The sequence below is a fragment of the Litoreibacter sp. JB4-2 genome, assembly GCF_055693445.1.
Genome location: NZ_CM146334.1, coordinates 752,417 through 776,650, shown reverse-complemented (window position 1 = coordinate 776,650; position 24,234 = coordinate 752,417). Strand labels below are relative to the sequence as shown.

Annotated in this window: 21 protein-coding genes; 7 read left to right on the top strand and 14 right to left on the bottom strand. The window is 58.5% G+C overall.

The features are described from left to right. Window positions 1–26: 26 nt before the first annotated feature. From ACZ1G7_RS03855 to ACZ1G7_RS03840, 4 genes are read right to left on the bottom strand one after another with little or no spacing between them, the layout of a single operon-like run. A complete protein-coding gene (locus ACZ1G7_RS03855) occupies window positions 27–1,907 on the bottom strand; it encodes a hypothetical protein (RefSeq protein WP_472662452.1) in 1,881 nt (626 codons plus the stop codon). A gap of 17 nt (window positions 1,908–1,924) precedes the next feature. After that, on the bottom strand, window positions 1,925–2,908 hold the full coding sequence (locus ACZ1G7_RS03850) for a phosphoadenosine phosphosulfate reductase (protein ID WP_472662450.1): 984 nt from the start codon (window positions 2,906–2,908) through the stop codon (window positions 1,925–1,927). Next, entirely contained in the window at window positions 2,905–3,915 is a 1,011-nt protein-coding gene (locus tag ACZ1G7_RS03845) for a glycosyltransferase family 2 protein (protein WP_472662448.1), read from the bottom strand. The genes ACZ1G7_RS03850 and ACZ1G7_RS03845 overlap by 4 nt, the downstream gene beginning before the upstream one ends. A 2-nt stretch (window positions 3,916–3,917) precedes the next feature. Further along, window positions 3,918–5,477, bottom strand: a complete 1,560-nt coding sequence (locus ACZ1G7_RS03840; protein WP_472662447.1) for a hypothetical protein — start codon at window positions 5,475–5,477, stop codon at window positions 3,918–3,920. A gap of 155 nt (window positions 5,478–5,632) precedes the next feature. Here ACZ1G7_RS03840 and ACZ1G7_RS03835 point away from each other — a divergent pair, with 155 nt between their 5' ends. The 3 genes from ACZ1G7_RS03835 to ACZ1G7_RS03825 all read left to right on the top strand — a co-directional run bounded on the left by ACZ1G7_RS03835 (window position 5,633) and on the right by ACZ1G7_RS03825 (window position 8,920). Then, window positions 5,633–6,664: a glycosyltransferase family 2 protein gene (locus tag ACZ1G7_RS03835; protein WP_472662445.1), complete on the top strand. Its 1,032-nt coding sequence runs from the start codon at window positions 5,633–5,635 to the stop codon at window positions 6,662–6,664. Next, window positions 6,651–7,109: a hypothetical protein gene (locus ACZ1G7_RS03830; protein ID WP_472662443.1), complete on the top strand. Its 459-nt coding sequence runs from the start codon at window positions 6,651–6,653 to the stop codon at window positions 7,107–7,109. The genes ACZ1G7_RS03835 and ACZ1G7_RS03830 overlap by 14 nt, the downstream gene beginning before the upstream one ends. A 71-nt stretch (window positions 7,110–7,180) precedes the next feature. Next, the gene (locus ACZ1G7_RS03825) at window positions 7,181–8,920 is read left to right on the top strand and encodes a glycosyltransferase family 2 protein (RefSeq protein ID WP_472662441.1); all 1,740 of its coding nucleotides are present in this window, start codon (window positions 7,181–7,183) and stop codon (window positions 8,918–8,920) included. A gap of 1,897 nt (window positions 8,921–10,817) precedes the next feature. On the opposite strand, the gene ACZ1G7_RS03820 is transcribed toward ACZ1G7_RS03825, so the two are convergent. Continuing rightward, a complete protein-coding gene (locus tag ACZ1G7_RS03820; protein ID WP_472662439.1) occupies window positions 10,818–12,038 on the bottom strand; it encodes an acyl-CoA dehydrogenase in 1,221 nt (406 codons plus the stop codon). A 140-nt stretch (window positions 12,039–12,178) separates the two neighbouring features. Here ACZ1G7_RS03820 and ACZ1G7_RS03815 point away from each other — a divergent pair, with 140 nt between their 5' ends. After that, window positions 12,179–13,162 carry an XdhC family protein gene (locus ACZ1G7_RS03815; protein WP_472662437.1) on the top strand — a complete coding sequence of 328 codons (984 nt, stop codon included), beginning with the start codon at window positions 12,179–12,181 and terminating at the stop codon, window positions 13,160–13,162. Next, entirely contained in the window at window positions 13,159–14,175 is a 1,017-nt protein-coding gene (locus ACZ1G7_RS03810; RefSeq protein ID WP_472662435.1) for a molybdopterin-binding protein, read from the top strand. Before ACZ1G7_RS03815 ends, ACZ1G7_RS03810 begins: the two co-directional genes overlap by 4 nt. Before the next feature lie 49 nt (window positions 14,176–14,224). On the opposite strand, the gene infC is transcribed toward ACZ1G7_RS03810, so the two are convergent. Continuing rightward, a complete protein-coding gene (gene infC / locus ACZ1G7_RS03805) occupies window positions 14,225–14,686 on the bottom strand; it encodes a translation initiation factor IF-3 (protein WP_472662434.1) in 462 nt (153 codons plus the stop codon). Window positions 14,687–14,969: 283 nt separating this feature from the next. Between infC and ACZ1G7_RS03800 the strand changes: the two genes are divergently transcribed. Further along, window positions 14,970–15,800, top strand: coding sequence for a hypothetical protein (locus tag ACZ1G7_RS03800; RefSeq protein WP_472662432.1), 831 nt, complete (start codon window positions 14,970–14,972; stop codon window positions 15,798–15,800). Between the two features lie 157 nt (window positions 15,801–15,957). Here ACZ1G7_RS03800 and ACZ1G7_RS03795 read toward each other — a convergent pair whose 3' ends face one another. From ACZ1G7_RS03795 to cysG, 6 genes are all read right to left on the bottom strand, one after another. After that, window positions 15,958–16,791 carry a ferredoxin--NADP reductase gene (locus ACZ1G7_RS03795; RefSeq protein WP_472662430.1) on the bottom strand — a complete coding sequence of 278 codons (834 nt, stop codon included), beginning with the start codon at window positions 16,789–16,791 and terminating at the stop codon, window positions 15,958–15,960. Window positions 16,792–16,901: 110 nt separating this feature from the next. Then, complete coding sequence (locus tag ACZ1G7_RS03790) at window positions 16,902–17,315, bottom strand: DUF934 domain-containing protein (RefSeq protein WP_472662428.1); 414 nt, start codon at window positions 17,313–17,315, stop codon at window positions 16,902–16,904. Beyond that, entirely contained in the window at window positions 17,312–18,034 is a 723-nt protein-coding gene (locus tag ACZ1G7_RS03785) for a phosphoadenylyl-sulfate reductase (RefSeq protein WP_472662426.1), read from the bottom strand. Before ACZ1G7_RS03785 ends, ACZ1G7_RS03790 begins: the two co-directional genes overlap by 4 nt. Next, on the bottom strand, window positions 18,024–19,691 hold the full coding sequence (locus tag ACZ1G7_RS03780; RefSeq protein ID WP_472662425.1) for a nitrite/sulfite reductase: 1,668 nt from the start codon (window positions 19,689–19,691) through the stop codon (window positions 18,024–18,026). The genes ACZ1G7_RS03785 and ACZ1G7_RS03780 overlap by 11 nt, the downstream gene beginning before the upstream one ends. Then, window positions 19,691–19,990 carry a DUF2849 domain-containing protein gene (locus ACZ1G7_RS03775; protein ID WP_472662424.1) on the bottom strand — a complete coding sequence of 100 codons (300 nt, stop codon included), beginning with the start codon at window positions 19,988–19,990 and terminating at the stop codon, window positions 19,691–19,693. The genes ACZ1G7_RS03780 and ACZ1G7_RS03775 overlap by 1 nt, the downstream gene beginning before the upstream one ends. Continuing rightward, on the bottom strand, window positions 19,987–21,369 hold the full coding sequence (gene cysG, locus ACZ1G7_RS03770) for a siroheme synthase CysG (protein ID WP_472663658.1): 1,383 nt from the start codon (window positions 21,367–21,369) through the stop codon (window positions 19,987–19,989). The genes ACZ1G7_RS03775 and cysG overlap by 4 nt, the downstream gene beginning before the upstream one ends. 139 nt (window positions 21,370–21,508) lie before the next feature. On the opposite strand from cysG, the gene ACZ1G7_RS03765 reads away from it, so the two are divergent. Continuing rightward, a complete protein-coding gene (locus tag ACZ1G7_RS03765) occupies window positions 21,509–21,970 on the top strand; it encodes an Lrp/AsnC family transcriptional regulator (protein WP_472662422.1) in 462 nt (153 codons plus the stop codon). Here the strand turns inward: ACZ1G7_RS03765 and ACZ1G7_RS03760 are convergent. Beyond that, on the bottom strand, window positions 21,967–22,722 hold the full coding sequence (locus ACZ1G7_RS03760; protein ID WP_472662420.1) for a DsbA family protein: 756 nt from the start codon (window positions 22,720–22,722) through the stop codon (window positions 21,967–21,969). The two genes, ACZ1G7_RS03765 and ACZ1G7_RS03760, sit on opposite strands and share 4 nt — an antisense overlap. After that, on the bottom strand, window positions 22,723–24,096 hold the full coding sequence (locus tag ACZ1G7_RS03755) for a M20/M25/M40 family metallo-hydrolase (RefSeq protein ID WP_472662418.1): 1,374 nt from the start codon (window positions 24,094–24,096) through the stop codon (window positions 22,723–22,725). Between the last annotated feature and the right edge of the window lie 138 nt (window positions 24,097–24,234).

Here is a 24,234-nt window from a genome sequence, read left to right as displayed (position 1 = left end):
CCTGAGTTTACTTCAAAATTCGAACATTACTCTGCGGCTTGCAAACGCCTGCGTTTCTTGAACGCGTTGCCGAACCTTTCAAGCCTTTTTTCTTGCCCACGCGCTTTCAGATAGCCCTCCATGGCTTGCCGGTAGAGGTAGACATCCTTGCGTCCGCGCAGCATTTTGTAAAATTCCTGCGGCGCTAATGTGCCAGCAATACCGCCTTCCATGATCGGTTTGAGCCCGTCCATGCGGTTCAGTACCAAGGCCGATTTATGGCCGATCCCGAACCCTTTGAGGTGAACGAGATTCTTCCCTTCTAGGCGCGCAATTTGTTGGCGGTCACCCTCGTGAAACGGGTCGTAAATCAAGTAGACCTTGTTTGCTGTGATGGTCTCCAACGCGGCGTCGGAATAGGGTAGGGACCAATCTGCGGCCCGGCCTTTGCCAAAGCGCATCTCCCAAGGCACTTCCTGCGCATCGAGGGTTGTTTGCGGGCTGAATGCGACCACCGTGCTGCCGGGGGCGAGCGATGAAAAGGTCAAAGCGCCGAACGCGCCCATCGAGGTGCCGACGAAGGAAACGCGCGCGAAGCCTTTGAAAAACCCTTCATCCCGGAGTTGTTCCAAGTAGTCGATCAGTGCCAAGTCGCGAAACCAAGTTGGTGTTTGGGCATAGACACCCAAATGCGAAAACCCGCGATCTTCGCAGAATTTCTGCGCCCAGGGTTCGCGTGCATAGGCTTCATTCCCGGCCTGGGATAGGTTGTCAAAACTAACAACGAGCTGCCCGCGCCCGCGGTCCACGAAAGAGCAGCTATAGTCGCCAAATTTGCGGAACCAGCCGTCGCGTGCGCCGGCCGGGTAAATCTCGCGATACCACGAGGGCGGCGAAAATTCCTCATCCAGCTCATTTGCGGGTTCAGGGTCTGTCTTAGGGGTTGTTGCAAGTTCCGCTTCTTGTTTGCGGCGGCGTTGCAAGTTGCCGATGGCTTTGAGAATGGCTTCCGTCGCTGCCGCGCGATCCTTGAGCTGTTCGCGCTCTTCGTCTTTGCGCACTTCATCCGAGGTATCGAGATCGCCATAGGAAAAGAAATCTGCTTGCTCGGGCATGTAGCGCCGCACCAATTTGCGGTTTTCTGGGGCCATCGATTCCATCAGCTGCCGTCGTTCCGCTTGGCTGAAAACGTCGCGCGATTTGATCGTCCCGGGATGGTCAATCGCAATCAGCTCCCGGATCACTTCGCGGACGTTGAAGTCAGTGACATCCCCCATCGTGGCCAGCGTTTCGGACATTTCGGCGGAAAAGGTCTTGTTGGCAAAGCCCTTGTTGAGGGTCATGCCAGCCTTGATTTCTATGTCCAACTGCTCCGCAAAATCACGCACGATGTCGCCGCCGGTTAACCGATCGCTGCTAAAGGGACGCAGGACGATGTTTTCGGGCCCAAAGGCGCGGCCATAAGCGTTAATCACATCAAAATAGCGCACCAGCCGGTGCGCATCTGCGAGGAACGCCTGCCGGTCCGGCTCTATTCGGCTGTTTTTTAGGAACTGTTTGTAGAGCGCCTCAAGATAGCTGTCCTGCCGCCGAATGTAGCAGATGACCTTGGTGCGGCCGCCTTTCAGACTGTCTGGAACAACTTGGGTGAATTTTCGGGTCGTAAACGGGTTAAACAACAGCTCCGACGACATGACATGGCTCGCCTCAGGCATGCTGTCGGCTTCCGCCTCGATCTGTGCAAACAGCTTCGTCGTCTCGCCCATCCGTGCGGCGGAGGCGAGTTGGTTATGCGCAATATGGCTGCGCCCCGTCTCCATGAAGTTGACGCCGTCCTCGCGCAGGCGGTCCTGATTGTCGTTCAAAAACCCCTGAAGCGAGGTTGTCCCCGTCTTAGGGGAGCCGATATGCAACCAAATCTGCCCCATGATACCTGCCTGTTTTGTTATTGTTTTTCATTCTTGCCCCCAGTGGTGCCGGTGCGTTGACCGGGTGGGGTGATGCCGCGTTTCAGCAGCAATTTGTTGGCCGCGTTCAGCTTGCGACGAAACATCGGTGCGGCCCCTTGGGACAGCACATTTTCAGCCAGAAGCGCGATCAGCAATGGATGTTTGCGCTCGTCGATCCGCTGCAGCAATTCGCGCAGGTACCGCCGAAACGTCCGTCGCGCGCGGAGCATCTTATAAAACTGTTGCCGCGTCATGGTGCCGTCGACGCAGGCGCTGACGACCGGTTTGAGCAGCCCCATATTGATCAGCCCAGAGGCGATCCGGTGCCCTTGGAACCGACATTTCAGTTTGGTGACGTTCTTGCCTTGAAACAGCGCCGCATGCATCGCGTCGAGCTGTTCCAGTGGGTCATAGAACAAAAACACCTCTCTGGCTTTGCCGCTTTCTTTCGGCGCGTAGCCATAGGAGGAGTTGAAATTGCGCGACCACGCTTTTTGATAGCGCGTCTCCCAGGAACATAGGTCTCGGTCCAGCGTCGCTTGTGGGCTGATCGCGACCACTGTGGCGCCGGGGCAGGCGGCGGAGAATGCGCAAGCCGCATAGGCGCCCATTGAGGCGCCGTAAAACACCACCCGGTCGAACTGGTCGAAAAACTTGTCTTTTTTCAATCGGTTGAAAAAGCCGTAGACGTCCTTGTCGCGGTACCAGGTCCAGTCATGCGCCATCAGCCCAAGGATCGACCACCCCTGCTTTTGGACAAAATCAAAGCCCCATGGCAGCCGCTCGCCATGTTCAAACACATGGTCGAGATTTTCAAACGTGACGATCAGGGTTTTGCCCGACTTTACGAAAAGCGCGGTGTGATCTGCGCCCAGCTCTTCGTAGAATCCGTGTTTGTCGCCCAGCGCGCGCAGCTCTCCGTTCCAGGCGTCGCGGTCTTCTTCTTGCAACGCTTTGTTCAGATCGATGACTGCGCTCATGCGGTTGCCGCCTCCCGCGTCTTGCCGAACAATTCCTGCCCGGGGGAGATCGCCTGCATCAAAACGCGCCCCATCTCGGTGCTTGCGACATGCGCAATCTCGGCGCGGTGCCAGGCGACGCTTTGGCGATGCAATTTACGCAGAACCGGATCCGTCATGAGCGCGTCATAGGCGTCTTTGGCAGCAGGCAGAAGCGGTTGGATCGAAAGGTCTTCAACCTCGTTCCGGTTCATTTGCTGCCAGTATTTTTCGCCGAGCATGTCGGGCGTATAGGCCCGCCCACGCGCGGCCTTTACCAAATAGTTTTCCCGCGTGCGAACCGCGTAATGGTTGATCTGCGCCAGCTTGTAGCCCGCCGTATCGCGGTCCATGCGCCAATTGGCATGGTGGTAGCGCGTGGGCATCAGATCGCCATTGCCATTGGCCCAGTTGAGCCCGTCCCAGTCGGCGCCAATCACGCGGCGTGGCCTGTGGCAGCCAATGATTTCAACCGCGTTCGTGCGATGAATGCTTTTCATCCCCCAGGCCTGAACTGGTTTTGGGCAATGTTCGGGTGCTGCGCGACGCATTTTGTCGGTGACAAACCCGTCCTGAAAAACGGTCTGATCGCTGCTGCCGAAGACCCGCCAAGTAAGTGAAATGCACTTCGCCTCGGGCGCCGCCGCCGTCAGCGCGCGGATTGAGCGGTCGCCGACATGCACGTTGATAAATTCATCCGCATCGATCACCGACACCCAGTCTGAGCGGCGATAGATCCGCTCACGCGGGGCCTTGCGAAAGGCGCGCACTTGATGGGCCGGACGTTGATGTGGTTTGCGCGTGTTATCGCGATGCGTCACGACCCCCATTCGGGCCAGCCGGTCAAGTATGTCCGGCGTCCCGTCCTCGCAATCATTGGTATAGATCAGGAAATGGTCGATCCCGATGGCCAGATGATAAGCGACCCATTCAAGGATAAATGGCCCCTCGTTTTTCATGCAGGTCAAGACAAGATGCCGTTCGCTCATGCTCACCTCTTATGGACCACAAGCACTTGATCGCGCTTGTCATTATGCCATTGGGCTTGATGCAGGAAGCATCCCGAAAAATCCGAACGCATCGCGTTGAGTGCGTCTTGAATACCCGTGTCAGGATGTTTGAATGCGCCTTCTCGTAGATAGGCTTGAAACAGCCGCGCGGTCTTTGGATAGCCTGATGTCTCGCGCGCCTTGGGTTGAAAGCGCAGGTCCTCAATCACGTAGATGCCGCCAGATTTCAGGGTTGGGAACAGCTCGACAAAGGCGTGTTGTTGGTGATGCGACAGGTGGCTTGCATCATCGAGCACCAGATCAACCTTGCTGAGGTTCTTTGCCAAGCGCCCAATCGGACCGCGTGTGTTGAAGTTGCATTTATGGGTTGAGACGCGCGGGTCGCGCAGTTTGGCAAAGCCGTTCTCGTCAATCGCCGTGATCTGCGCCTTGGTCAGGTAACGCAGCCACATCGGCAATGTTGGGCTTTCACCCGTTTCGGCGTCATCTGGGTTGCCCATGCCGAGCAAAATCATGTTGAGCTTGCGCAGGCGAATGGGGTTCAGCAGCAAATGGTAAAGCTCGCTAAACCGGTGCTTCTGCGTGCCCTGATCCAACTGAAGCTCATCCGCGATATCGGTCAGATTGACACCGCCACGTCCGTGCCGGTCCGCATTCGTCACAACCGGAATGGCTGTGCCGGGCACCATCTGAACCTCTTTCGGCTTATGCGGGTTGGCCTTTGGCATCGGCGCGTCGGAGGGCACAATACCGTGTTTGGTCAACAGTTTGCCGATCAGAGAATTCTTATGCGGCTCGCCACCCTCGCGTTCAATGATCCGCATCCGCATCCGCCGTCCCCAAAAATGGATCGACAGCGTGTTGTCTGTGATGTGCTGGCTCAAATCCGCATTCGGTTTGAGCATCATCCGCCGCTTCTTGAAGCTGATAGGGAACAGCGCGTTAATTGGCATCGCGTATTTATGCTCGCCGGTTTTGTGCAGGAAATGCGTCAGCGCTTGCGGCCCCCAAACGCCCCAGCTTTGCTCCCCCACATGGACCGGGTCGCCCTCGGCTTTTTTGCGCGCCATCTCCGCGCGCAGCTCCGGCTTGAACCAGTCGGGGATCGCGTATTCGTCCGACGTAAAATCAATCAATTGTTCTAGCGTGTCACTGTCGGCAGGCAGACCGACCACGCCGTTATTGATGTGATGTGGGCTTTCCCAGCCGTGAAAATGCCCGTTCGATGTCGTGAAACGTTTGACGCAATAGGCGTCGGTATCAGCCCAGATTTGATCATCCGTCTTGGCCAGCATGTTGTAGCGCCACTTATCCGCCTGCGGCGCAGGGGAACCGGTGCGCTTATGCGCGATCACATGATCCATCGGAATGATGTCGTTGGCGTCGCAGATCTCAATCCCGTCGGGGATGTTGGCGACCTCGCCATAGGTGTACATTTTGACGTGGTGTCCGGCGTCACGAAACGACACGGCACAAAGCTGTTCCATGTAGGTCAATGCGCCGCCGATCCATAGCTGCGCGATTGCGTAATCTTTGGTCACGATCTGCCCCGCAATTAACGGGTTAGTCCCGTCTTGTTGCTTATCATTGTTTCGATTTTCGCAAAGGTAAGGTTAAAACGCAAGGAAAAGCTGATTCGGCGCGACGGTCGCGAGCGGCTACAAAAAGGGGCTAAAACCTTGAAAAAGAGCAGCCAATGAAAATCACCATCGTCACGACGATGCGCAATGAAGGCGCGCATCTGCTGGAATGGATCGCACATCACCGCGCGGCAGGCGTCAGCGATTTTGTGGTCTATGTGAATGCGTGTGAAGATGGCTGTGAGGCGTTGTTCGCGCTCTTGCCCGGCGTGCATGTGATTGAACAAAAAACAACGGACAAAAGCCCGCAATGGCAGGCCCTGCGCGCCGCATGGGATCATCCAGCTGTTATTGGCGCGGATTGGGTGGCATGCCTCGACTGTGATGAATTTATAAATCTAGGCAATGACTTGCAGAACGTTCCTCAATTGATTGAACGGCTTGGTGGCGACGTTATTTTGTTGCCTTGGCGGCTTTTCGGCGCCTCGGGTCATGCCGAGCTCAGCTCAGAACCCACGACCGCGCGGTTCACCAAAGCCGCGCGCCCGGACATGCTCTACCCGGCCATCGGCAGCTATTTCAAAACCCTGTTCCGGCGCGAAGGGCCGTTTCGTCAATTGGGTGTACATCGTCCCAAGCAGAAGAACGCGGATCGGCATGGTGTGCCGGTCATCTCTGATGGCTCTGGGCGGCCTGTGCCAGATGCGCTTGCCAGCAATGACGGGCAAATTATGCAATGGGGCGCGCCCATCGCGCGCGATCTGGTGCAGCTGAACCATTATTCGCTTCGCTCAGCTGCTGATTTTATGGTGAAACGCTTGCGCGGGCTGCCCAATCATGTCGAAAAGCCCATCGACCTGACCTACTGGGTTGAACGCAATTTCAACTCTGTTGAGGACCTTACGATTCAAACGATGCGCGCCGCGACTGCAGATCAAGAGGCCGAATTCCTCGCAATCCCAGGTGTCGAGGCCGCGCAAAAGGCGTGCAGGGATTGGCATCGCGCCCAGTTTGAGCAAGCAATCGCGACGGAAGAAGGCCTCAAGTTCTACGGACGGCTCTTGCTTGCGGATGGCAGTGCGGATCTGCCGCCTGCGCAATCCATGGACCTGATCAAAGCGTATGGGCGGTTGCATGGCAGCAGATGATATCTACCATGCGCGAGCGCTAAATACGCATGCAGAGCAAGGCGTTACCAGCCTGTCTTTCATTGGCTGGCAGGACCCCGTGGGCGGTATGGGACTACGTGTGTTTTTCCAAAACGGGACAGAGATTGACCAGTTCGACACGAAGCCGCGCCCCGGCTGCGCGACATTTTCATCCGCCCGGGCCATCAATGGCGGCTTGATGTTTGTCGGCACCAGCGACGCGCAGTCAGACACCATTCGGATCGCGTTGAAAGAGGGTGAGCTGACATTGCCCGTCACCCCGCCGGAAACGGATCTGTTTGCGGGGCTCAACACGTGTTTAGCCGAACGAAATGGTGAGACACTAGACACCCTTGAGGCGTGGATCACATATCACCAGGCGCATTTCGGGCTAGAGGCGCTGCTGCTTTTGGATCGCTCAAAAAAAGCAAAAACAATGACTTAAGAAAAGAAATTCAAGCGCTTACCGCGCGCTGCGGCCTAAAGCGGCTCGTGCATGTCACTTGCGATGTGCCCATGGGCGCACCTGACTTGCCACCCGCACAACATGCGTTCAATGCCGCGGACGCGCCGGGCAAGGATCGGATGACGCTGCCCGCGCCAGACCCGTGGACCGCACCGCTGGGTGAACTCCAGGTCTATGAAATCGCAAAATGGCGCTTTCTGGCCCGCGCACGCGCTGTGATGAACCTTGATCTCTCAGATCTGTTGCAGCCCGGTAGCAACCCGTTTGAGACGGTCCATGACAGCGATGCTGGCGTGGTCCAACTGGTGGGGCAGCGCATCTACCCTTGGCGGGTACGCGGTCGCGCCGCGCCGACCTTTGGTGACCACATTTGCCGCCAGTTTGACACCTCCCGCGCCAATCGGCGTTGGTGCATTGCGCCCGCGAAGCTCAATTCTGATCAGATTTGGCGCCTTGTGCGGATCATGGACGCCAAGCCCGGCCCAAACGATACTGCCGGGTTCTGGCGCGCCATGGCGATCCGCCACCCGGACAACACAACCGCAGAAATCGTGCCCAAGACATCGCTGATCGAAGACCCAGACCTGCTCAAGCTGTCGCATGACATCTTCGCGCATAAGCCTGTCAGGGCACCAGAAAGCGACATTGCCGCAGCGCCAAAAAACGGGGCGCAGGCACGGCGCACCTTGATTGTCACCTGCATGAAAAACGAGGGCCCGTTCATCCTCGAATGGCTCGCTTATCACCGCACTATCGGTGTCGATGATTTCTTGATCTACACCAATGACTGTGACGACGGCACGGATGAGCTGTTGAACGCGCTCATGGCGAAAGGCCTCGTCCAACGGCGCGACAACAAGTTCCACGGCACTGGCATCAAACCACAGCACTGGGCGCTAGCGGCCTCTGACAAAGAACAAATTCTTCGGGACGCTGACTGGGTCATCTCAATGGATGTTGATGAGTTCATCAACATTCATGTGGGCGAGGGGCGGCTAGGCGACCTTTACGACGCCGTGGGCGAGGCGAATATGATCTCCCTCACGTGGCGGCTCTTTGGCAATGCGGATCGGCATGATTATGAAGACCGCTTCCTCATCGACCAGTTCGACCGCTGCGCGCCCGAGCTGTGCCGCAAGCCGCATCAAGCCTGGGGGTTCAAAACCCTGTTTCGCAATCTTGGGATCTACAAAAAGATGGGCGTCCATCGCCCCAAAGGGCTCAAGCCCGACCTGTGGGACCAGATCAATTGGGTCAATGGGTCAGGTAACCCCATGCCGACCAAGCTGATGCGCAACGGCTGGCGCTCCAGCCTGGACAGCTACGGCTACGATCTGGTGACGCTGAACCACTATGCGGTGCGCAGCGCGGAAAGCTTCTTGGTCAAACGCGACCGGGGTCGGGTCAACCATGTCGACCGCGATCAGGGGCTCAGCTACTGGTTTCGGATGAACAACAATTGGGAAGTCGACCGCTCCATCCAGAGTAAGCGCGCGCTGCTTCAGGCGGAATATGACGCGCTGATGGCCGATCCTGAGATTGCGGCACTCCATCACAGCGCCGTTGCCAATCACCGCGCCAAGATCGCCGCATTGAAGGCCACCCAAAACTACGCGCAATTCTACGGCGAGCTGACCAGCGAACGGATGCAACGTTTGGCGCGGATGCACACGCATTTCGGTGCCAATGTCTTTCTTGAAGGTCCCGCATCTGTGCCAGATGACATTGCGTTCAAATCCAACATCGCGCCTGATTTTTTCTTTACGGTCGAGCGCAAGACGCTTGATTGAGTGGAAATCTATCTCGCATTTTAACGGTCTCGAGCCACGATTTTGACTACATGACAACAGCTTAGACCGAATCAGGCACTATTTCGTTTAACTTTAAGTAAAGCCGCAGGCATCAGAACATAAACGCTTAACACGCTTCTTTTACCCCGATGAGGCGAGGTTTGAGTGGGTGAAATAGGTGTTTGAGTTACGCGATCTGACTGCAGAGCCGCCGGTCGACGGCGCTCTGACGATCACAGAAGAAAATTTTGGCGCGCGCTACGCGGGGTGGCGCAATATCAACCGGTTTGAAAATCAAACCGAAGACGGCGATTTTGGCCTGCTGATCTGGCCCGATGGCACCACATCAGAAAAGAACACGGACCTCTACGGCTTCCAGCATGAAGGCTTGTTTGATCCGGCAGCACTGGGCAATCGCCCTGATCTTGACGGCATTCTCGAGGTCGCAGTCGCCAATGACTACACCGTTTCGATCATCCTGCCGACCATGCGCTATCAAAACGATCCGAACGCGTTGAAGTTCGACGCTGAGGCGTTTTTTGACGACCTCTACTCCGGTACATTTGGTCCGCTCCCCGACAAGATGATTTTCGAAATTGGCAACGAGTACAACTTTGTCTTCGACGGCGATCCGGTCGCACAGGCGCAAAGCTACGGCGCGGTTGTCAACGCCTATGCAGAGGTGATTGAGACGATTGAAACCCGCTATGACGTCGACCCTGACCAAACGCGCTACAGTGTCCAGCTTGGCCGTGGCGACGGCGCCAATGACGCGCTTCTGGATACGCTCAGCGACGAAGCGATCTTGATGGCCGACATGGTCACGCATCACCGCTTTCTGTTCGGACCACGCTGGTCCGACGCGCAAGTGGGCGAGACCGGCGCGGCAATGGAAGACTGGTCCGATGCGGCCGACGCTTTGGGCGGTGACAGCCCAAACCTGTATCTGTCGGCCTACAACACCGTAAGCTACACACGCAAAGAGGCCGCGAACGAGTATGAAGACGCCAACCCCGGCGCCTCCATCGACCACAATGACCGCAGCAATCTGGCATTTGAACAATTCTATCAGGACGCGTTGAACATCCGTGCCCATGGCATGGATCACGGCGAAAACCTTCTGCAGACGTTCAGCGCCTATCAACCCTTGGGCGTTGAGGCCGCGGGCACCTATGGCTGGGATTCCGTCCACGCCGCGCGGCACAGCTGGACCGGATCAGACGGTGAGCCTTATGTCTTCGTCAGCGGTGCCACCCAAGACATGATGGGCGAAAGCCTGATCGGGACCAAGGCGCTCGATTGGTATCAGGACAATGATCACTACGCGACCGATCAGGTGTCGATCTATGGCTTTGACAGCCCGGACAAACTGGTGGTTTTTCTGGCTGCCCCTGAATTCGACGGCGAAAGCTACGCCACGACCCTGACAATGGACGGGCTGGGCCCTGTGACGCGGGTCTGGGGCGAAAGCCTGACGGCCGAGGTGCCGGAAAACTGGAACACACTGTTTGGCGTGCCGGAAACACCGGGCGTTGATCAATCGCCGGAGGCGGAAACATACGCCGTCGGCATCCGCGAAAGCTTCACCCCGCAGCACCGCGACAATGAACTTGCCATCACCTTCAATGAGCCCGGTGAGATCATTCGCCTGACCTTCGCGCGCAGCTTTGAGGGCGAGGCGGAGATCGCGGGTTGGCATGGCGGCACCCCCACGATTTTGGCCGCTGACCCTTATCTGGACCCGTCAGATGAGGCGCTGCTGCCGATGATCGACATGCCATTTGAACACAGCTCGATCCTAGCCGCAGAGGCCGAGGACGACGCCGATGACAGTGACGGGTTCTCAATCGAGATCCCTTTTGTTCAGCCTGCTTTTGCCGCTTCTGGGCCTTGGCGTTTAGAAAAACGCCTGCAGCCCCGTGATGGCGCGGCCCAGGATCAAGGCATGCACGTCATGCGTCCCTTCATAGGTGTTGACGGTTTCAAGGTTCATCATGTGGCGGATCACCTGAAATTCTTCCGAAATCCCGTTGCCGCCATGCATGTCGCGGGCGTGGCGCGCGATGTCCAATGCTTTGCCGCAATTGTTGCGCTTCATCAGTGAAATCATTTCTGGGGCCGCATTGCCTTCGTCCATCAACCGGCCCACGCGCAGCGACCCTTGCAGGCCCAGCGTGATCTCCGTCTGCATATCGGCGAGCTTTTTCTGGAACAGCTGCGTCTGCGCAATGGGCTTGTTGAACTGCTTGCGATCCAACCCATATTGCCGCGCGGCGTGCCAACAGTATTCGGCGGCACCCATAACGCCCCAGCTGATCCCGTAGCGGGCACGGTTCAGGCAGCCAAACGGGCCTTTCAGGCCCTCGACATTTGGCAGCAACGCCTCTGGGCCAACCTCGACGCCGTCCATCACGATCTCGCCGGTGGTGGAGGCGCGCAAAGACAGTTTGCCACCAATCTTGGGTGCGCTCAGGCCTGCCATGCCTTTTTCCAAAACGAACCCGCGGATTTTGCCGCCATGCGCCTCGGATTTGGCCCAGACGACGAACACATCCGCGAACGGCGCGTTCGAAATCCACATTTTGGATCCCGAAATCACATAGCCGTCGCCCTTGGCCTTGGCGACGGTCTTCATGCCCGCCGGGTCAGACCCCGCATCGGGTTCCGTCAAACCAAAACAGCCAATCAAGCTGCCCGCGGCCAAACCGGGCAGGTATTTCTGACGCTGTTCTTCCGATCCGTAGGCATAGATCGGGTACATCACCAGAGACGATTGCACCGACATCATCGACCGGTAACCCGAATCCACGCGCTCAATCTCGCGCGCGACAAGCCCGTAGGTCACGTAGGACGCGCCCAAGCCGCCATAGGCTTCCGGCACGGTCAGGCCCAGCAGGCCCGCTTCACCCATCTTGGCAAAGATAGACGGATCGGACGTCTCTTCGCGGTAAGCGTCAATAACCTTGGGGGCGAGCTCAGCCTCCGCAAAGGCCCGGGCGCTGTCACGCAGCATGCGCTCTTCTTCCGACAGCTGGTCTTCGAGGCGGAAAGCGTCGTCCCAGTCGAACCGCGCCATATCCGGCGCGTCTTTGGATGTGATCGGTGTCGATATGTTCATGGCGCTGCTCCCAATTCTACTGCCTTTGGTCTACGCCTCTTGCGCGCACATGGCAATTGAGGCGTGCTGACACGCTATGCGCTTTTCATGCGCATCAGGCTTGCTTAGGGTCGAAGGCGTAACATCAACAGGGATCAATTGTGGCGCAGGACTTTGACGATATTCCCGAAATCGCGCTTCGCTGGCACAAGGCCGGGCAGGGCGCGGCACTTGCGACCGTAGTGCAAACCTGGGGGTCGGCCCCGCGTCGGGTTGGAAGCCAATTGGCCATCAACAGCGCCGCTGACATCATGGGCTCCGTTTCAGGCGGATGTGTCGAAGGCGCGGTCATTGTCGAAGCTATTGAGGCCATCGAGGACGGCCAGCCGCGCATGTTGGAATTCGGCGTCAGTGATGATGAGGCCTTTGCCGTTGGGCTCGCCTGCGGGGGTGAGATCAAAGTCATGGTCGAACCGGTTGGCACCGCCTTGCCTGAGGCGATGTTGCAAGACTTGGTCGATGCCCGCGCCAACAAATCAGCAGTTGCCTATTGCGTCGACACATCAAGCTGGGCCCGCCGATTGGAAGCGCCAAACGACGCCCTTGCAGACCGCTTTGCTGCCGACAAATCCGGGTTTAACGGCGAAGAATTTATCGCAATCCATAACCCGCCCCTACGCATGGCCGTCGTCGGCGCGGTTCACATCGCGCAGCTTTTGGTTGTCATGGCGCGGCTGGCGGGGTTTGCCCCGGTGGTGATTGACCCGCGGGCGGCTTTCGCGTCCGAGGCACGGTTTCCCGGTGAAACCTTGTCGCAGGATTGGCCGGATGAGGCGCTTGCGACATTCGCACCCGACGCGCGCAGCGCAATTGTGACGCTGACCCACGACCCCAAAATTGATGATCCGGCGATCATGGCGGCTTTGGGCTCTGATTGCTTTTATCTGGGCTGTCTCGGTTCTACGCGCACCCACGCCAAGCGTGTCGCACGGCTGACGGAGGCAGGGTTTAACGAAGCCGAGATCGCGCGCATCCACGCCCCCGTCGGCCTCGATCTTGGCGCGCAAACGCCGGGTGAGATTGCGGTATCGATCATGGCGGAAATCCTGCTGCGGCTGCGCGGCCCGAAAGGGCGGAAGACGTGAAATTCGGCTCCGTTCCGGTCGGCGACGCAGAAGGCGCGACGCTCGCGCATTCGGTGAAGATCGCCACGGGCCGATTGCGCAAAGGGGCGGTTCTGACCGGCGCAGACATTGCAGCCTTGGACGAGGCTGGGATTGAAACGGTCGTCGTAGCACGCCTGGAGTCCTCCGATATCGACGAAAACGCAGCCGCAACCCGACTGGCCGCAGCGTTGACCAAAGGTGCGAGTGGTGTAAGCGTAACAACGGCTTTCACAGGGCGCGTGAACGTGGTGGCATCGGGTCCCGGCGTGGCCCAAATCGACGCGCGCGTGATCGACGCAGTAAACGCATGCGATCCGATGATCACCTGCGCCACTGTGTTGCCGCTCAGCCGGATGGAGACGGGCGGCCTGTTGGCCACGATCAAGATCATTTCCTATGCGGTCAGTGAGGCAGCTTTGAAAAGCGCCGAGGCATGCGCGGGAAAGGCGCAGCCTGCGCTGGGTCTGCACCCGGTCACATTGAAAACGGCCCGTTTGATCGTGACCGAAACGGACGCTGGGCCATCCAATGAAAAAGGCATCGCGGCGACGCGCGCTCGGTTGCAGGCCCTGGGCATGGAGCTGTCCCACGTCAGCGCTGTACCCCATCGTGAGGACGCAATCGCCGAAGCCATCCATACTAGCACCGAAGACCTCGTCATGATCCTCACGGCGTCCGCCACGTCAGACCCGCATGACACTGCCCCCGAGGCTTTGCGACTTGCGGGTGGGCAGGTCACACGCTTTGGGATGCCGGTTGATCCGGGCAATCTGCTCTTCGTGGGCCAGTATCAAAATCGCCCCGTCATCGGTCTGCCCGGATGCGCGCGTTCCCCCGCCTTAAACGGCGCTGATTTCGTGTTGGAACGGATCGCCTGCGGCTTGCAGGTCACGGGCGATGATATCGCTGCAATGGGCGTCGGCGGGCTTTTGAAAGAAATCCCGCAACGACCCCAGCCGCGCAGGGGGCCGGTCACACCATCGGACAAATAAAAAGCCCCGCTCACAATGGCGGGGCTTTGAAAATTCGGTGGTCTGCAGATCAGGTTTTGACGGGCCCGATCAACATAATCATCTGGCGACCTTCCATCTTGGGCATGTTCTCGACCTTGCCCTTACCGTCGACATCCTCGGCCACACGTTCCAACAGCTCACGGCCCAGGTTCAAATGCGCCATCTCGCGGCCACGGAACCGCAAAGTGACCTTCACCTTGTCGCCATTTTCAAGAAACTTGTACACGTTGCGCATCTTGACCTCATAGTCATGCGTGTCCGTGTTGGGGCGGAATTTGACTTCCTTGATCTCGATGATCTTTTGCTTCTTGCGGGCTTCCGCTTCTTTCTTCTGGGTCTCGTATTTATACTTGCCGAAATCCATGATTTTGCAAACCGGTGGGTTCGCGTTCGGGGAAATTTCAACAAGGTCGAGCCCGGCATCGTCAGCCATTTGCATGGCGCGCGACGGGGTCACAACGCCTACATTTTCGCCTTCGGCGCCGATCAAACGAATTTCGGCAGAATTGATCCGGTCATTTACGCGGGGGCCGGTGTCGCGCTGCGGAGGCGCGTTATGGGGTCTACGGGCTATGGTGCCAGTTCCTTATGTTGTTTCGACAATGCGTCAGGCCCGCAAACTAAGGGGCGGGGGCTAGCGGTTCAAGCGCCATTTGAGCGGAATGACGCGAATCCGCAAGCTTTCCCCCTAAAGCCTCATTGTTGATCGCTCTCGCATTGCCTAAATCGAGGCCATCGGGGCCATCGTTCCCCATGAAACAAGGAATTTTGATATGCGTACGCACCTACTCTCTGCTTTTGCCTTGGCTGCCGTTCTGGGGGCCACAGCTGTTGCTCCGGCCTCCGCCATGGGGTGGTTCTCGGGTGATGACGATGCCGCTGAAGCTGCTGCCGCCGCTGAAGAAGCTGCCGCGAAAGCCGCCGAAGAGGCGAAGATGAAGGCCGAAGAAGAAGCCGCTGCCGCCACAAAGGCCGCCGAAGAAGAAGCCGCGAAACTGGCGGAGGAAGCGAAAGCCGCTGAAGAAGAAGCTGCCGCCGCAGCCGAAGAAGAGGCCGCCAAGCTGGCTGAAGAAGCGAAAGCCGCTGAAGAAGAAGCCGCCGCAGCCGCGGAAGCCGCAAAAATGGAAGCCGAAGAAGCTGCCAAGGCTGCTGAGGAAGAAGCTGCGAAACTGGCAGAAGAGGCTGCAGCCGCAACCGAAGAGGCCGCAGAGGCTGCCGTAGAAGGTGCCGAGACCGCTGTTGAAGGTGCGGCTGAGGCCGTAACCGAAGGCGCCACTGACGTTGTAGAAGGTGCAACTGAAGCGGTAACAGATGGCGTGGAAGCTGCCACCGAAGGTGCAGCAGATGTTGTCGACGGTGTAACCGATGCCGTAACCGATGGTGCTGAGGCCGCGACAGAAGGCGCTGACGATGCCACAACTGGTGTTACAGACGTTCTGACCGTGGATGGGTTTAACCTCGACGCAGTCTCGAACCTGATCGACGAGAACGTCTCGAACCCGCTTCTAAGCTCAACTCTGAAAAAGGGCGTTGAAGCTGCGCGTGACAACCCCGAACAGCTCAAATCGGCCCTCGACGCCGTGAAAGCTGCGATTGGTCAGTAAAGACGCTTACTAAAAACCCAAACCGCGCGCCCTTCGCTGGGCGCGCGGTTTTTTCTTGTCGGCTGCCTGCTTTTCAAAAGCGCTTCATGATCAAATCCCGGCCCCTGTCACAAGGGCCGGGATTTGAGTATTTTTGACAGAACGAAGCGGGAAGGGCTTAGCCCACGAAGGCTTTTTCGACCACGTAATGTTTCGGGTCGCTATTGGCGCCTTCTTCCAGCCCGAAATCTTCAAGTATCGCCTTGATATCGGTGTTGAGCCCAATCGATCCGCACACCATGGCGCGGTCGGTCTCGGGCGCGATGCCGTCAATTCCGAGGTCCTTGAACAGCGTCCCATCTTGCAAAAGCGTGGTGACGCGGCCCATTTTCGGGCTCTCTTCGCGGGTGGTCGTTGGGTAGTAGACCAGTTTTTTCAGGTTCTCTTCGCCCAAAAGCTCGCCCATCATTTCATCCGTGCGGATGTGCTCGATCAACTGCTTGCCATACTCCAGCTCGGCCACGTCACGGCAGGTATGGGTCATAATGATCTGGTCGTAATCCTCAAATGTTTGCGGGTCGCGCAGCAGGGACGCAAAAGGTGCGAATCCGGTGCCGGTGGCGAAGAACCAAAGCCGTTTGCCCGGTAGCAGAGCGTCATGGACCAATGTGCCCACCGGCTTGGGGCGCAGAATGATCTCATCACCTGGTTGGATGTGCTGCAATTTGGAGGTCAGCGGCCCGTCTTGCACCTTGATCGAGTAGAATTCCAGTTCTTCATCCCAGCTGGGCGAGGCAATGGAATAGGCCCGCAGAAGCGGCTTTTGCTTGCCGGTCTCGGGATGCGGGTCACCCATCAGGCCGATCATCACGAACTCGCCTGAACGGAACCGCAGGCTCGCAGGGCGCGTGACGCGGAACGAAAACAACCGGTCCGTCCAATGCGTGACTGAGGTCACGGTCTGGGCGTCGGGCAGGGTGGGGACGGCTTTGATGGGGTCTGTCAATGTCATGTCATTCATATCTCTACCACGCGGCCTATGCCACGCACCTCGTTTGTATGCGAACGGTTTATATTTGGAAAGTGTGGTGTTTGGGGAGTGTGGAATTTGCGATATGCGGCTCAGCCGCGCAGCCGGTTTTGGTAGTCATGCGCGCGCCAATCGGCACGGGCCAGCCATTGCGCCTCAGACTGGCGCGCGGCCAGATCATCGGGGATCTCCACCTCGTCAAAGCCCGCGCGCCGCGCCATGGCATATTGATCCGCAATCACATGCCCTTTGGCGCGCAACCGACCCTCATACCCCATCAGCCGCAAACGCCGCGCAATCGTGAACCCGCGCCCATCAGCCGAGGAGGGGAAGTCGATGCGGATCATGTCCAATTCGCCCAACCGGTTTGCCAGCCCTGCCGGATCCGCATCTGACGGAATGTCGATGCAACACGGCGTGTCATTCGCGGGCAAATCCGCCAGTGGTGTGTAGCCGCGCGTCCAGTCATCGGCCACAAAGCCAGTGTCATGTACCAAAACGCTCATGCCGCGTTCTCCTGTCTTATGGGCTTGCCGCCTTCAAAGTGAATGCCGCATTCCGTCTTTTCCTGACCCCGCCACCGGCCAGCGCGCGGGTCTTCGCCTTCGCCGACTTTGGTGGTGCAGGGCGCACAACCGATGGATTTGAAGCCGCGCGCGACCAATGGGTGGCGCGGCAAATCATACGCATCCATGTAGTCGGCGATCATCTCGGGTGTCCAATCGGCCAGCGGGTTGATCTTGATCCGGGCGCCGTCGTCTTTTTCATACAAAGGCAAGGCCGCGCGCTGCCCGCCCTGCACGCGTTTGCGTCCGGTGATCCAACCGCCAAAGCCTTGCAGGGCCGCTTCCAAAGGCTCGGTCTTGCGCAAGGCGCAGCAGGCATCGGTGTCAAACGTATGCAAAATGCCGTCCACGTCGCGCTCCAGCAGCGTTTCGCGGGCGGGCGTCACAACACGCAGGTCCGTCAGTCCCAGAAAATCTGCGACCTCCCGCTGGTAGGTCAGCGTTTCGGGAAACAGCATTTCCGTGTCCAGAAAAATCACCGGGGTCGCCGGATCGATCTGCGCCACCATATGCAACAGCACAACGCTTTCCGCGCCAAAACTGGAGACCAGGGCGACCTCGCCGATTTGCACGTCGTCAAGCGCGTGCTTCAAAACGGTCTGCGCATCGCTTTTGCGGTGCAACAGATTGCGGCGTTCGGCCAGTTCCTTAAGCGGCATTGGCTGCGACCTCCGGGTAAAGGGCGGCTTTGAAAGGCGCCATCCCAAGCCGCCTATAGGCGGTTATGAACGTCTCGTCCGCGTCCAGGCGCAGCTCCAGATAGGCCGCGATCAGGCGTTCAATCGCGGGCACGATTTCGTCATAGGCAAAGCCCGGGCCGGCGCGTTGACCAACTTCAGCGGTTTCTGTGTGATCGCCACCCAGCGTGATCTGGTAGTTCTCGACGCCCGCACGGTCGAGGCCCAGAATGCCAATGTGACCCACGTGGTGATGCCCGCAGGCGTTGATGCAGCCTGAAATTTTGATCTTCAGCTCGCCAATGTCATGCTCCAGCTTCAGCTCGTCAAATCGGGTGGCAATTTGCTGCGCCACCGGGATCGAACGGGCGGTGGCGAGCGCGCAGTAGTCCATGCCGGGGCAGGCGATGATGTCGGAGATCAGGCCGATATTGGCCGTGGCCAGCTCTACCTCGCGCAGGCGGGCATGGATCGCGGGCAGGTGGGATTTATGCACATGCGGAAGGATCACGTTCTGCTCATGGCTGATGCGCAGCTCATCATGCGCAAACTCGCGCGCAATTTCAGCCATAACCCGCATCTGCTCCGAGGTCGCGTCGCCGGGTGTCTGACCCTGCTTTTTGATGCTGATCGACACAATGGCATAGTCGTCATTGCGGTGCTTGGTGATGTTGGTGTCGACCCAGGACCGGAACACCGGATCCTCATGATACGCCGCTTTGAACGGTGCAATCGAGCCGGTCTCAAACGCGGGCGCTGCGAACTGCGCCTCAATGCCTTTCAGCATCTCCTGATCGACGCCGCTGAATTGCGGCTTCAGCAATGCGAAACGCTCCTCAACCAGATCGCGGATCGTGTCGATCCCGTTCTCATGCACGGTGATCTTGATGCGGGCTTTGTATTTGTTGTCGCGGCGGCCCAGCAGGTTGTAGACGCTGACGATGGCTTCCGCATAAGGCAGCAGGTCGGCCTTGGGCAGGAACTCCCGCAGCACTTTGCCGATCATGGGCGTGCGGCCCAGACCGCCGCCCACGATGACCTCATAGCCCGGCTCACCGGCTGCGTTGCGCACCATGCGCAGGCCAATGTCATGGGCTTTGGTCACGGCGCGGTCATTGGGCGAACCGGTTACGGCAATCTTGAACTTGCGCGGCAGGAATTGGAATTCCGGGTGATCCGTAGACCACTGACGCAGCAATTCAGCTGTGGGGCGCGGGTCTTCAATCTCGTCCGCTGCGGCACCGGCGAAATGGTCCGACGTCACATTGCGGATCGTGTTACCGCTGGTCTGGATGGCATGCATGCCAACTTCGCCCAAAGCGTCGAGCATATCGGGCACGTCGCGCAGCTGGGGCCAGTTATACTGGATGTTCTGGCGCGTGGTGAAATGGCCGTAGCCCTTGTCCCATTTGTCAGCGATCATCGCCAGCTGGTCCATCTGCGTAGAATTCAGCGTGCCATAGGGGATGGCCACGCGAAGCATATAGGCGTGCAGCTGCAGATAGAGCCCGTTCATCAGGCGCAGCGGTTTGAATTCATCCTCAGTGAGGGAGCCGTCAATCCGGCGCTCAACCTGCGCGCGGAATTGCGCGTTGCGTTCCGCCAAGAAGTCGCGGTCGAATGAGTTATACTGATACATTACGCCAGCTCCTGCTTGCCATGTTTGTAGTTCGAAGGCCCTTTGGTGCGAAATTCCTCGCGGAAATGCGCGGGTGCTATGCCGTCCTCGGTGAGGATCACGTCAGCCAGATAGGCGCCGACGATTTGGTCGGGTTGGCTTTGAGCATGCAACAGACGCAAATCGCCATGCGCCTCGTCCTCGATCACCTCCGCGTCTTCCAACGCGCGCGACCAGTCGTCGCCTTCGGTCAAATAGATCACGTCGCCTTCCAGCAATGCGTTCGCGGTGACAACTTTTGGGGTAAAGGGCTTGCTCATATCGCAGCCTCCTGTTGTTCAAATTCTTCTGCCGCCAACAGGGCAGCGCGCGGCGCGAGGCCAAGAAATACTAGGGCAGGGCCGTCGAATTTTGCCTCGGTCAGGCTCGGCTCCAGCTCGCTCAGCTTGGTTGCCAAAATGCGTTGGGACGCACGCGATGCGTTCTCGATCACAGTCACTGGCGTTGCTGGGTCCGCGCCATGCATCAGCAACCGGCCTTGGAAAAACCGTGCGGCTTTCTTGCCCATGTATATCGCCGCAACCTCGCCCTCAGCCGCCAAAGCGCGCCAGTCATGTGCGGCATAGCCCTTGGTGTCGTGGCCCGTGATAAAGCGCACGCCAGAGTTGCGACCGCGTTTCGTCAGGCTTTGGCCCAAAGCAGCCACGCCAGCGGACGCGGCCGTGATGCCCGGCACGATGGTCCAGTTCACGCCCGATGCCTCGCAGGCCTCAATTTCCTCATCCAGCCGTCCAAAGACGGTCGGATCGCCGGACTTCAAGCGCACCACATGCGCACCGCCACGGGCGTGGCTGACGATCATTTCATTGATAGCGTCTTGCGTAACCGATGGGCCAAAGCCTTCCTTGCCAGCGGACAGCATCACAGCCTCACGGCGTGCAAGTTCCAGAATTTCAGGCGCGACCAGCCGGTCATAGATAACAACATCCGCGTTATCGAGCGCCTTGCGCGCTTTCAGCGTCAGCAGCTCAGGGTCACCGGGCCCAGCGCCGACCAAATCAACCCAACCCTCGCGCTTCGGCGCGTTCAGGTGGGTGTCCAAAAGATCTTCAAGGCGTTCCTGCGCCACATCGGCGTCAGCGATATCCGTGCTATAGTAATCCGACCAAAACGCGCGCCGCTTTGCGCCAAAAGGCAGGGCCTCAACCTTGGACCGGAACGCTTTGCCGATCCGCGCCATCAGGCCGAGGTTGGGCGACAGCTGTTCTTCCAGCGATTTCTTGATCGAACGCGCCAGCACCGGCGCGGCGCCTTCCGTGCCAATCGCCACCGTCACCGGGTCACGGTCCACAATCGCGGGTGTGATGAATTGGCTGTCAGCCAGATTGTCGACAATGTTGACCAACGCGCCATCACGATGCGCCAAACCCGCGACGCGCGCGTCCTCGGCGTCATCTTCATTGGCCGCATAAAACAGTGAGGCGCACAGCGCGTCGCCGGGCTCCATCGCGCGCGGGATCAGGGTCAGGCGTCCCTGCGCCGCCCAGTCATGGATGTCCGGCGCCGCGTCTTCTGCGACAACCGAAAGCTTGGCCTCCGTCTTCAAAAGCAGGCGCAGTTTGGCCAATGCGGCTTCACCGCCGCCCGAGACGACGACGCGGCGGCCTTCAAGGGCCATAAAGATCGGGAAGTGCTTCATGTTGAGCGCTCCAATTGCTGCGTTGCTCATAAAATAGAAAAAAATCCTAAAAATGCCTACCCATCCGCGAAGATAAGGAATATTGTTCTGACGTGGCGGCGAATAGGAACGCCTGTTCCGTAAATGAAGGATCTTGGGAATGGCAGACCAATTGGACGCGATGGACAGGAATATCCTCGCAGAGCTGCAACGCGACGCCTCACAATCTCTTGATGAAATTGCCCGCAAAACAGGGTCTTCCAAGACGCCGGTGTGGAACAGAATAAAGAAAATGCGCGCCCGCGGCGTGATCAAACAGGACACGGTGGTGCTAGACGCCGAAAAGCTGGGGCTTGAGGCGTGTTTCTTCGTGCTCGTCCGCACGTCGGAGCATGAGGCCGACTGGCAAAACCGCTTCCTAAAAGCCCTCAACGCGCGCCCGGAGGTGCTGGAAGCGCACCGGCTGGCAGGCGATATCGACTATATCCTCAAAGTGCGGGTCACAAACGCGCGCGCCTATGACGAATTCTATCAGGCGTTGATCTCTGAGGTGCGTATCTTCAACGTGACCGCGCTTTTGTCGATGGAAGAGATCAAATCGACCACCGCATTGCCGCTCTAGGCGCAAGTGTCAGGCGTGCGGCGCGCCAGTTCGGCTGTGGCCAGACGGGTTAGCAGCTCCGGGCTGATGCGTCCGTAAATCGCGGTCCGCCCGATCAGCAAAAACGGCGTGCCGATCACTGCAAACCGATCCGCGATGCTTTGGGATGTCGCAAGCGCGCGCGCCACCCCGGGCCCCTCCATATCGGCGCGAAGCTTGCCAAGGTCGAGGTCAAGTTCGCTTGCAATTTTCTCGACATAGGCCTGATTGATGCGCACGACGCCGGTGTTGAGCAGCCGGTGCATGTCGTCATAGGCCCCTTGCTTTCGCGCGGCCAGGGCTGCTTTCGCGCCAATCACAGAACCCGGGCCCAGGAGCGGCAACTCGTGATAGCTCAGCCGTATATCCGTCGCGCGTTCTTCGGCGACAAGCTTCAGGTCGCGCCCCAGAACCCTGCAATAGGGGCAGTTATAATCGGTAAAATAGCTCAGCGTCAGTCGACCGTCGCTTTGCGCAAAGAGCGCCCGGCACAAATCTGCGTTACCCAGCGGGGCAGGGCGCGTCGCCTGCGGCTCCAACCCGATCAACGGGTTGCCAAGCCCGCCGCTAAACTGCGCCTCGCCTGCCATCTTCCGAAAGCCATCCGGCATGCTGTCGCGTGTCATTTCGGGCAGCGGGCCGTAACTGGCCCACAGGCTTGGGACCACGCTGCGCGCGCCCCAATAAGCCAATCCCAACCCGGCAAACGCCAGAAAGGCGCGCCGTCCGGCCACTTACTTCGACAACGCGTCGAGCACGCGCACCCAGGACCGGATGCCCTTGTGGAAGCTCGAAAGGTCGTATTTTTCATTGGGCGAATGGATCTGGTCATCATCCTTGCCAAACCCAATCAACAGCGCGTCCATGCCAAGAATTTCTTTGAAATGCCCGGCAATCGGGATCGATCCGCCGCAGCCAACAAATGCCGCCTCATTGGGCCATTCATCTGACAAAGCTGTGCGCGCCTTTTCAAAGGCCGGGTGGTCCGTTGCCATCTCGGATGCCGCTGATGCGCCGTGATCCTTGAATGAGACCGAACAATCCTCAGGCAGCTGGTCCTGCACAAACGCGCGGAAGCTCTCACGCAGTTTCAAGGGGTCTTGGCCCGGCACCAGCCGGAAGCTGATCTTGGCAGAGGCTTGCGCCGGAAGCACCGTCTTGAACCCGTCGCCCTGATAGCCGCCGGAAATCCCGTTCACCTCGCAGGTGGGGCGCGACCAGATCATTTCCAACCCGGTGCGCCCGTCTTCGCCAGCAGGCAAGCCAAGCCCAACCTCGCCTAGGAATTTCGCGTTCTCGAAGCCCAGATCGTTCCACTGCTTGGCAATATCTGTCGGCAATTCTTCAACACCGTCATAAAAGCCCGGCACCATGATGCGGCCCGTGTGGTCATGCAGCGATGCGATGATCTTCGACAAAACCCGGATCGGGTTGCGCGCAATCCCGCCATACATGCCCGAATGCAGGTCCTTGTTTGGCCCCGTGAGCGTGATCTCCTCACCCAAGAGCCCGCGCAAACGCGTGACAATAGCGGGCGTGTCATCGCCAAAGAGCCCGGTGTCGCAGATCAGCGCCACGTCGGCGGTCAGCTCCTCGCGGTTGGCTTCCATGAAAGACACCAGTGAGGGAGAGCCGCTCTCTTCCTCGCCCTCAAAGAAGATCGACACTTTTTGGGGCAGGCTGCCATGCACCGCTTTCCACGCGCGGCAGGCTTCAACGAAAGTCATTAGCTGGCCTTTGTCGTCAGACGCGCCGCGCCCGCGGATCACCTTGCCTTTGGCCGTATCTTCAACAGCAGGCTCAAAGGGCGGGTTGGTCCAAAGCGACAGCGGATCGACCGGCTGCACGTCATAGTGGCCGTAAAACATAACATGTGTGCCGTCGCCCGGCCCATGTGCCACAACCATCGGGTGGCCCGGCGTCGCGCGTTTGGACGCGTCAAACCCCAAACCGGTCAGGTCTTTGACCAGCCAGTCCGCTGCCGTGTCACAAGCCTCGGCAAAGGCCGGATCGGTCGAAATTGATTGAATGCGCAGAAGTTCCAACAAACGTTTTGTTGCGTTTTCCAGGTCAGAATCAACCTGCGCCAATACTTGGTCCAATGACATAATCCGCCCCCGCGATTGTCTATGTTTAACCCACACTTACCAAGCTTAAGGCAGCTGTAAAGGCAAACCCGACATGGCCTGAAACAATGCTCTGTGATCACTTGGGACTACCGGGTGGAACGGCGACAATGGCCCGAA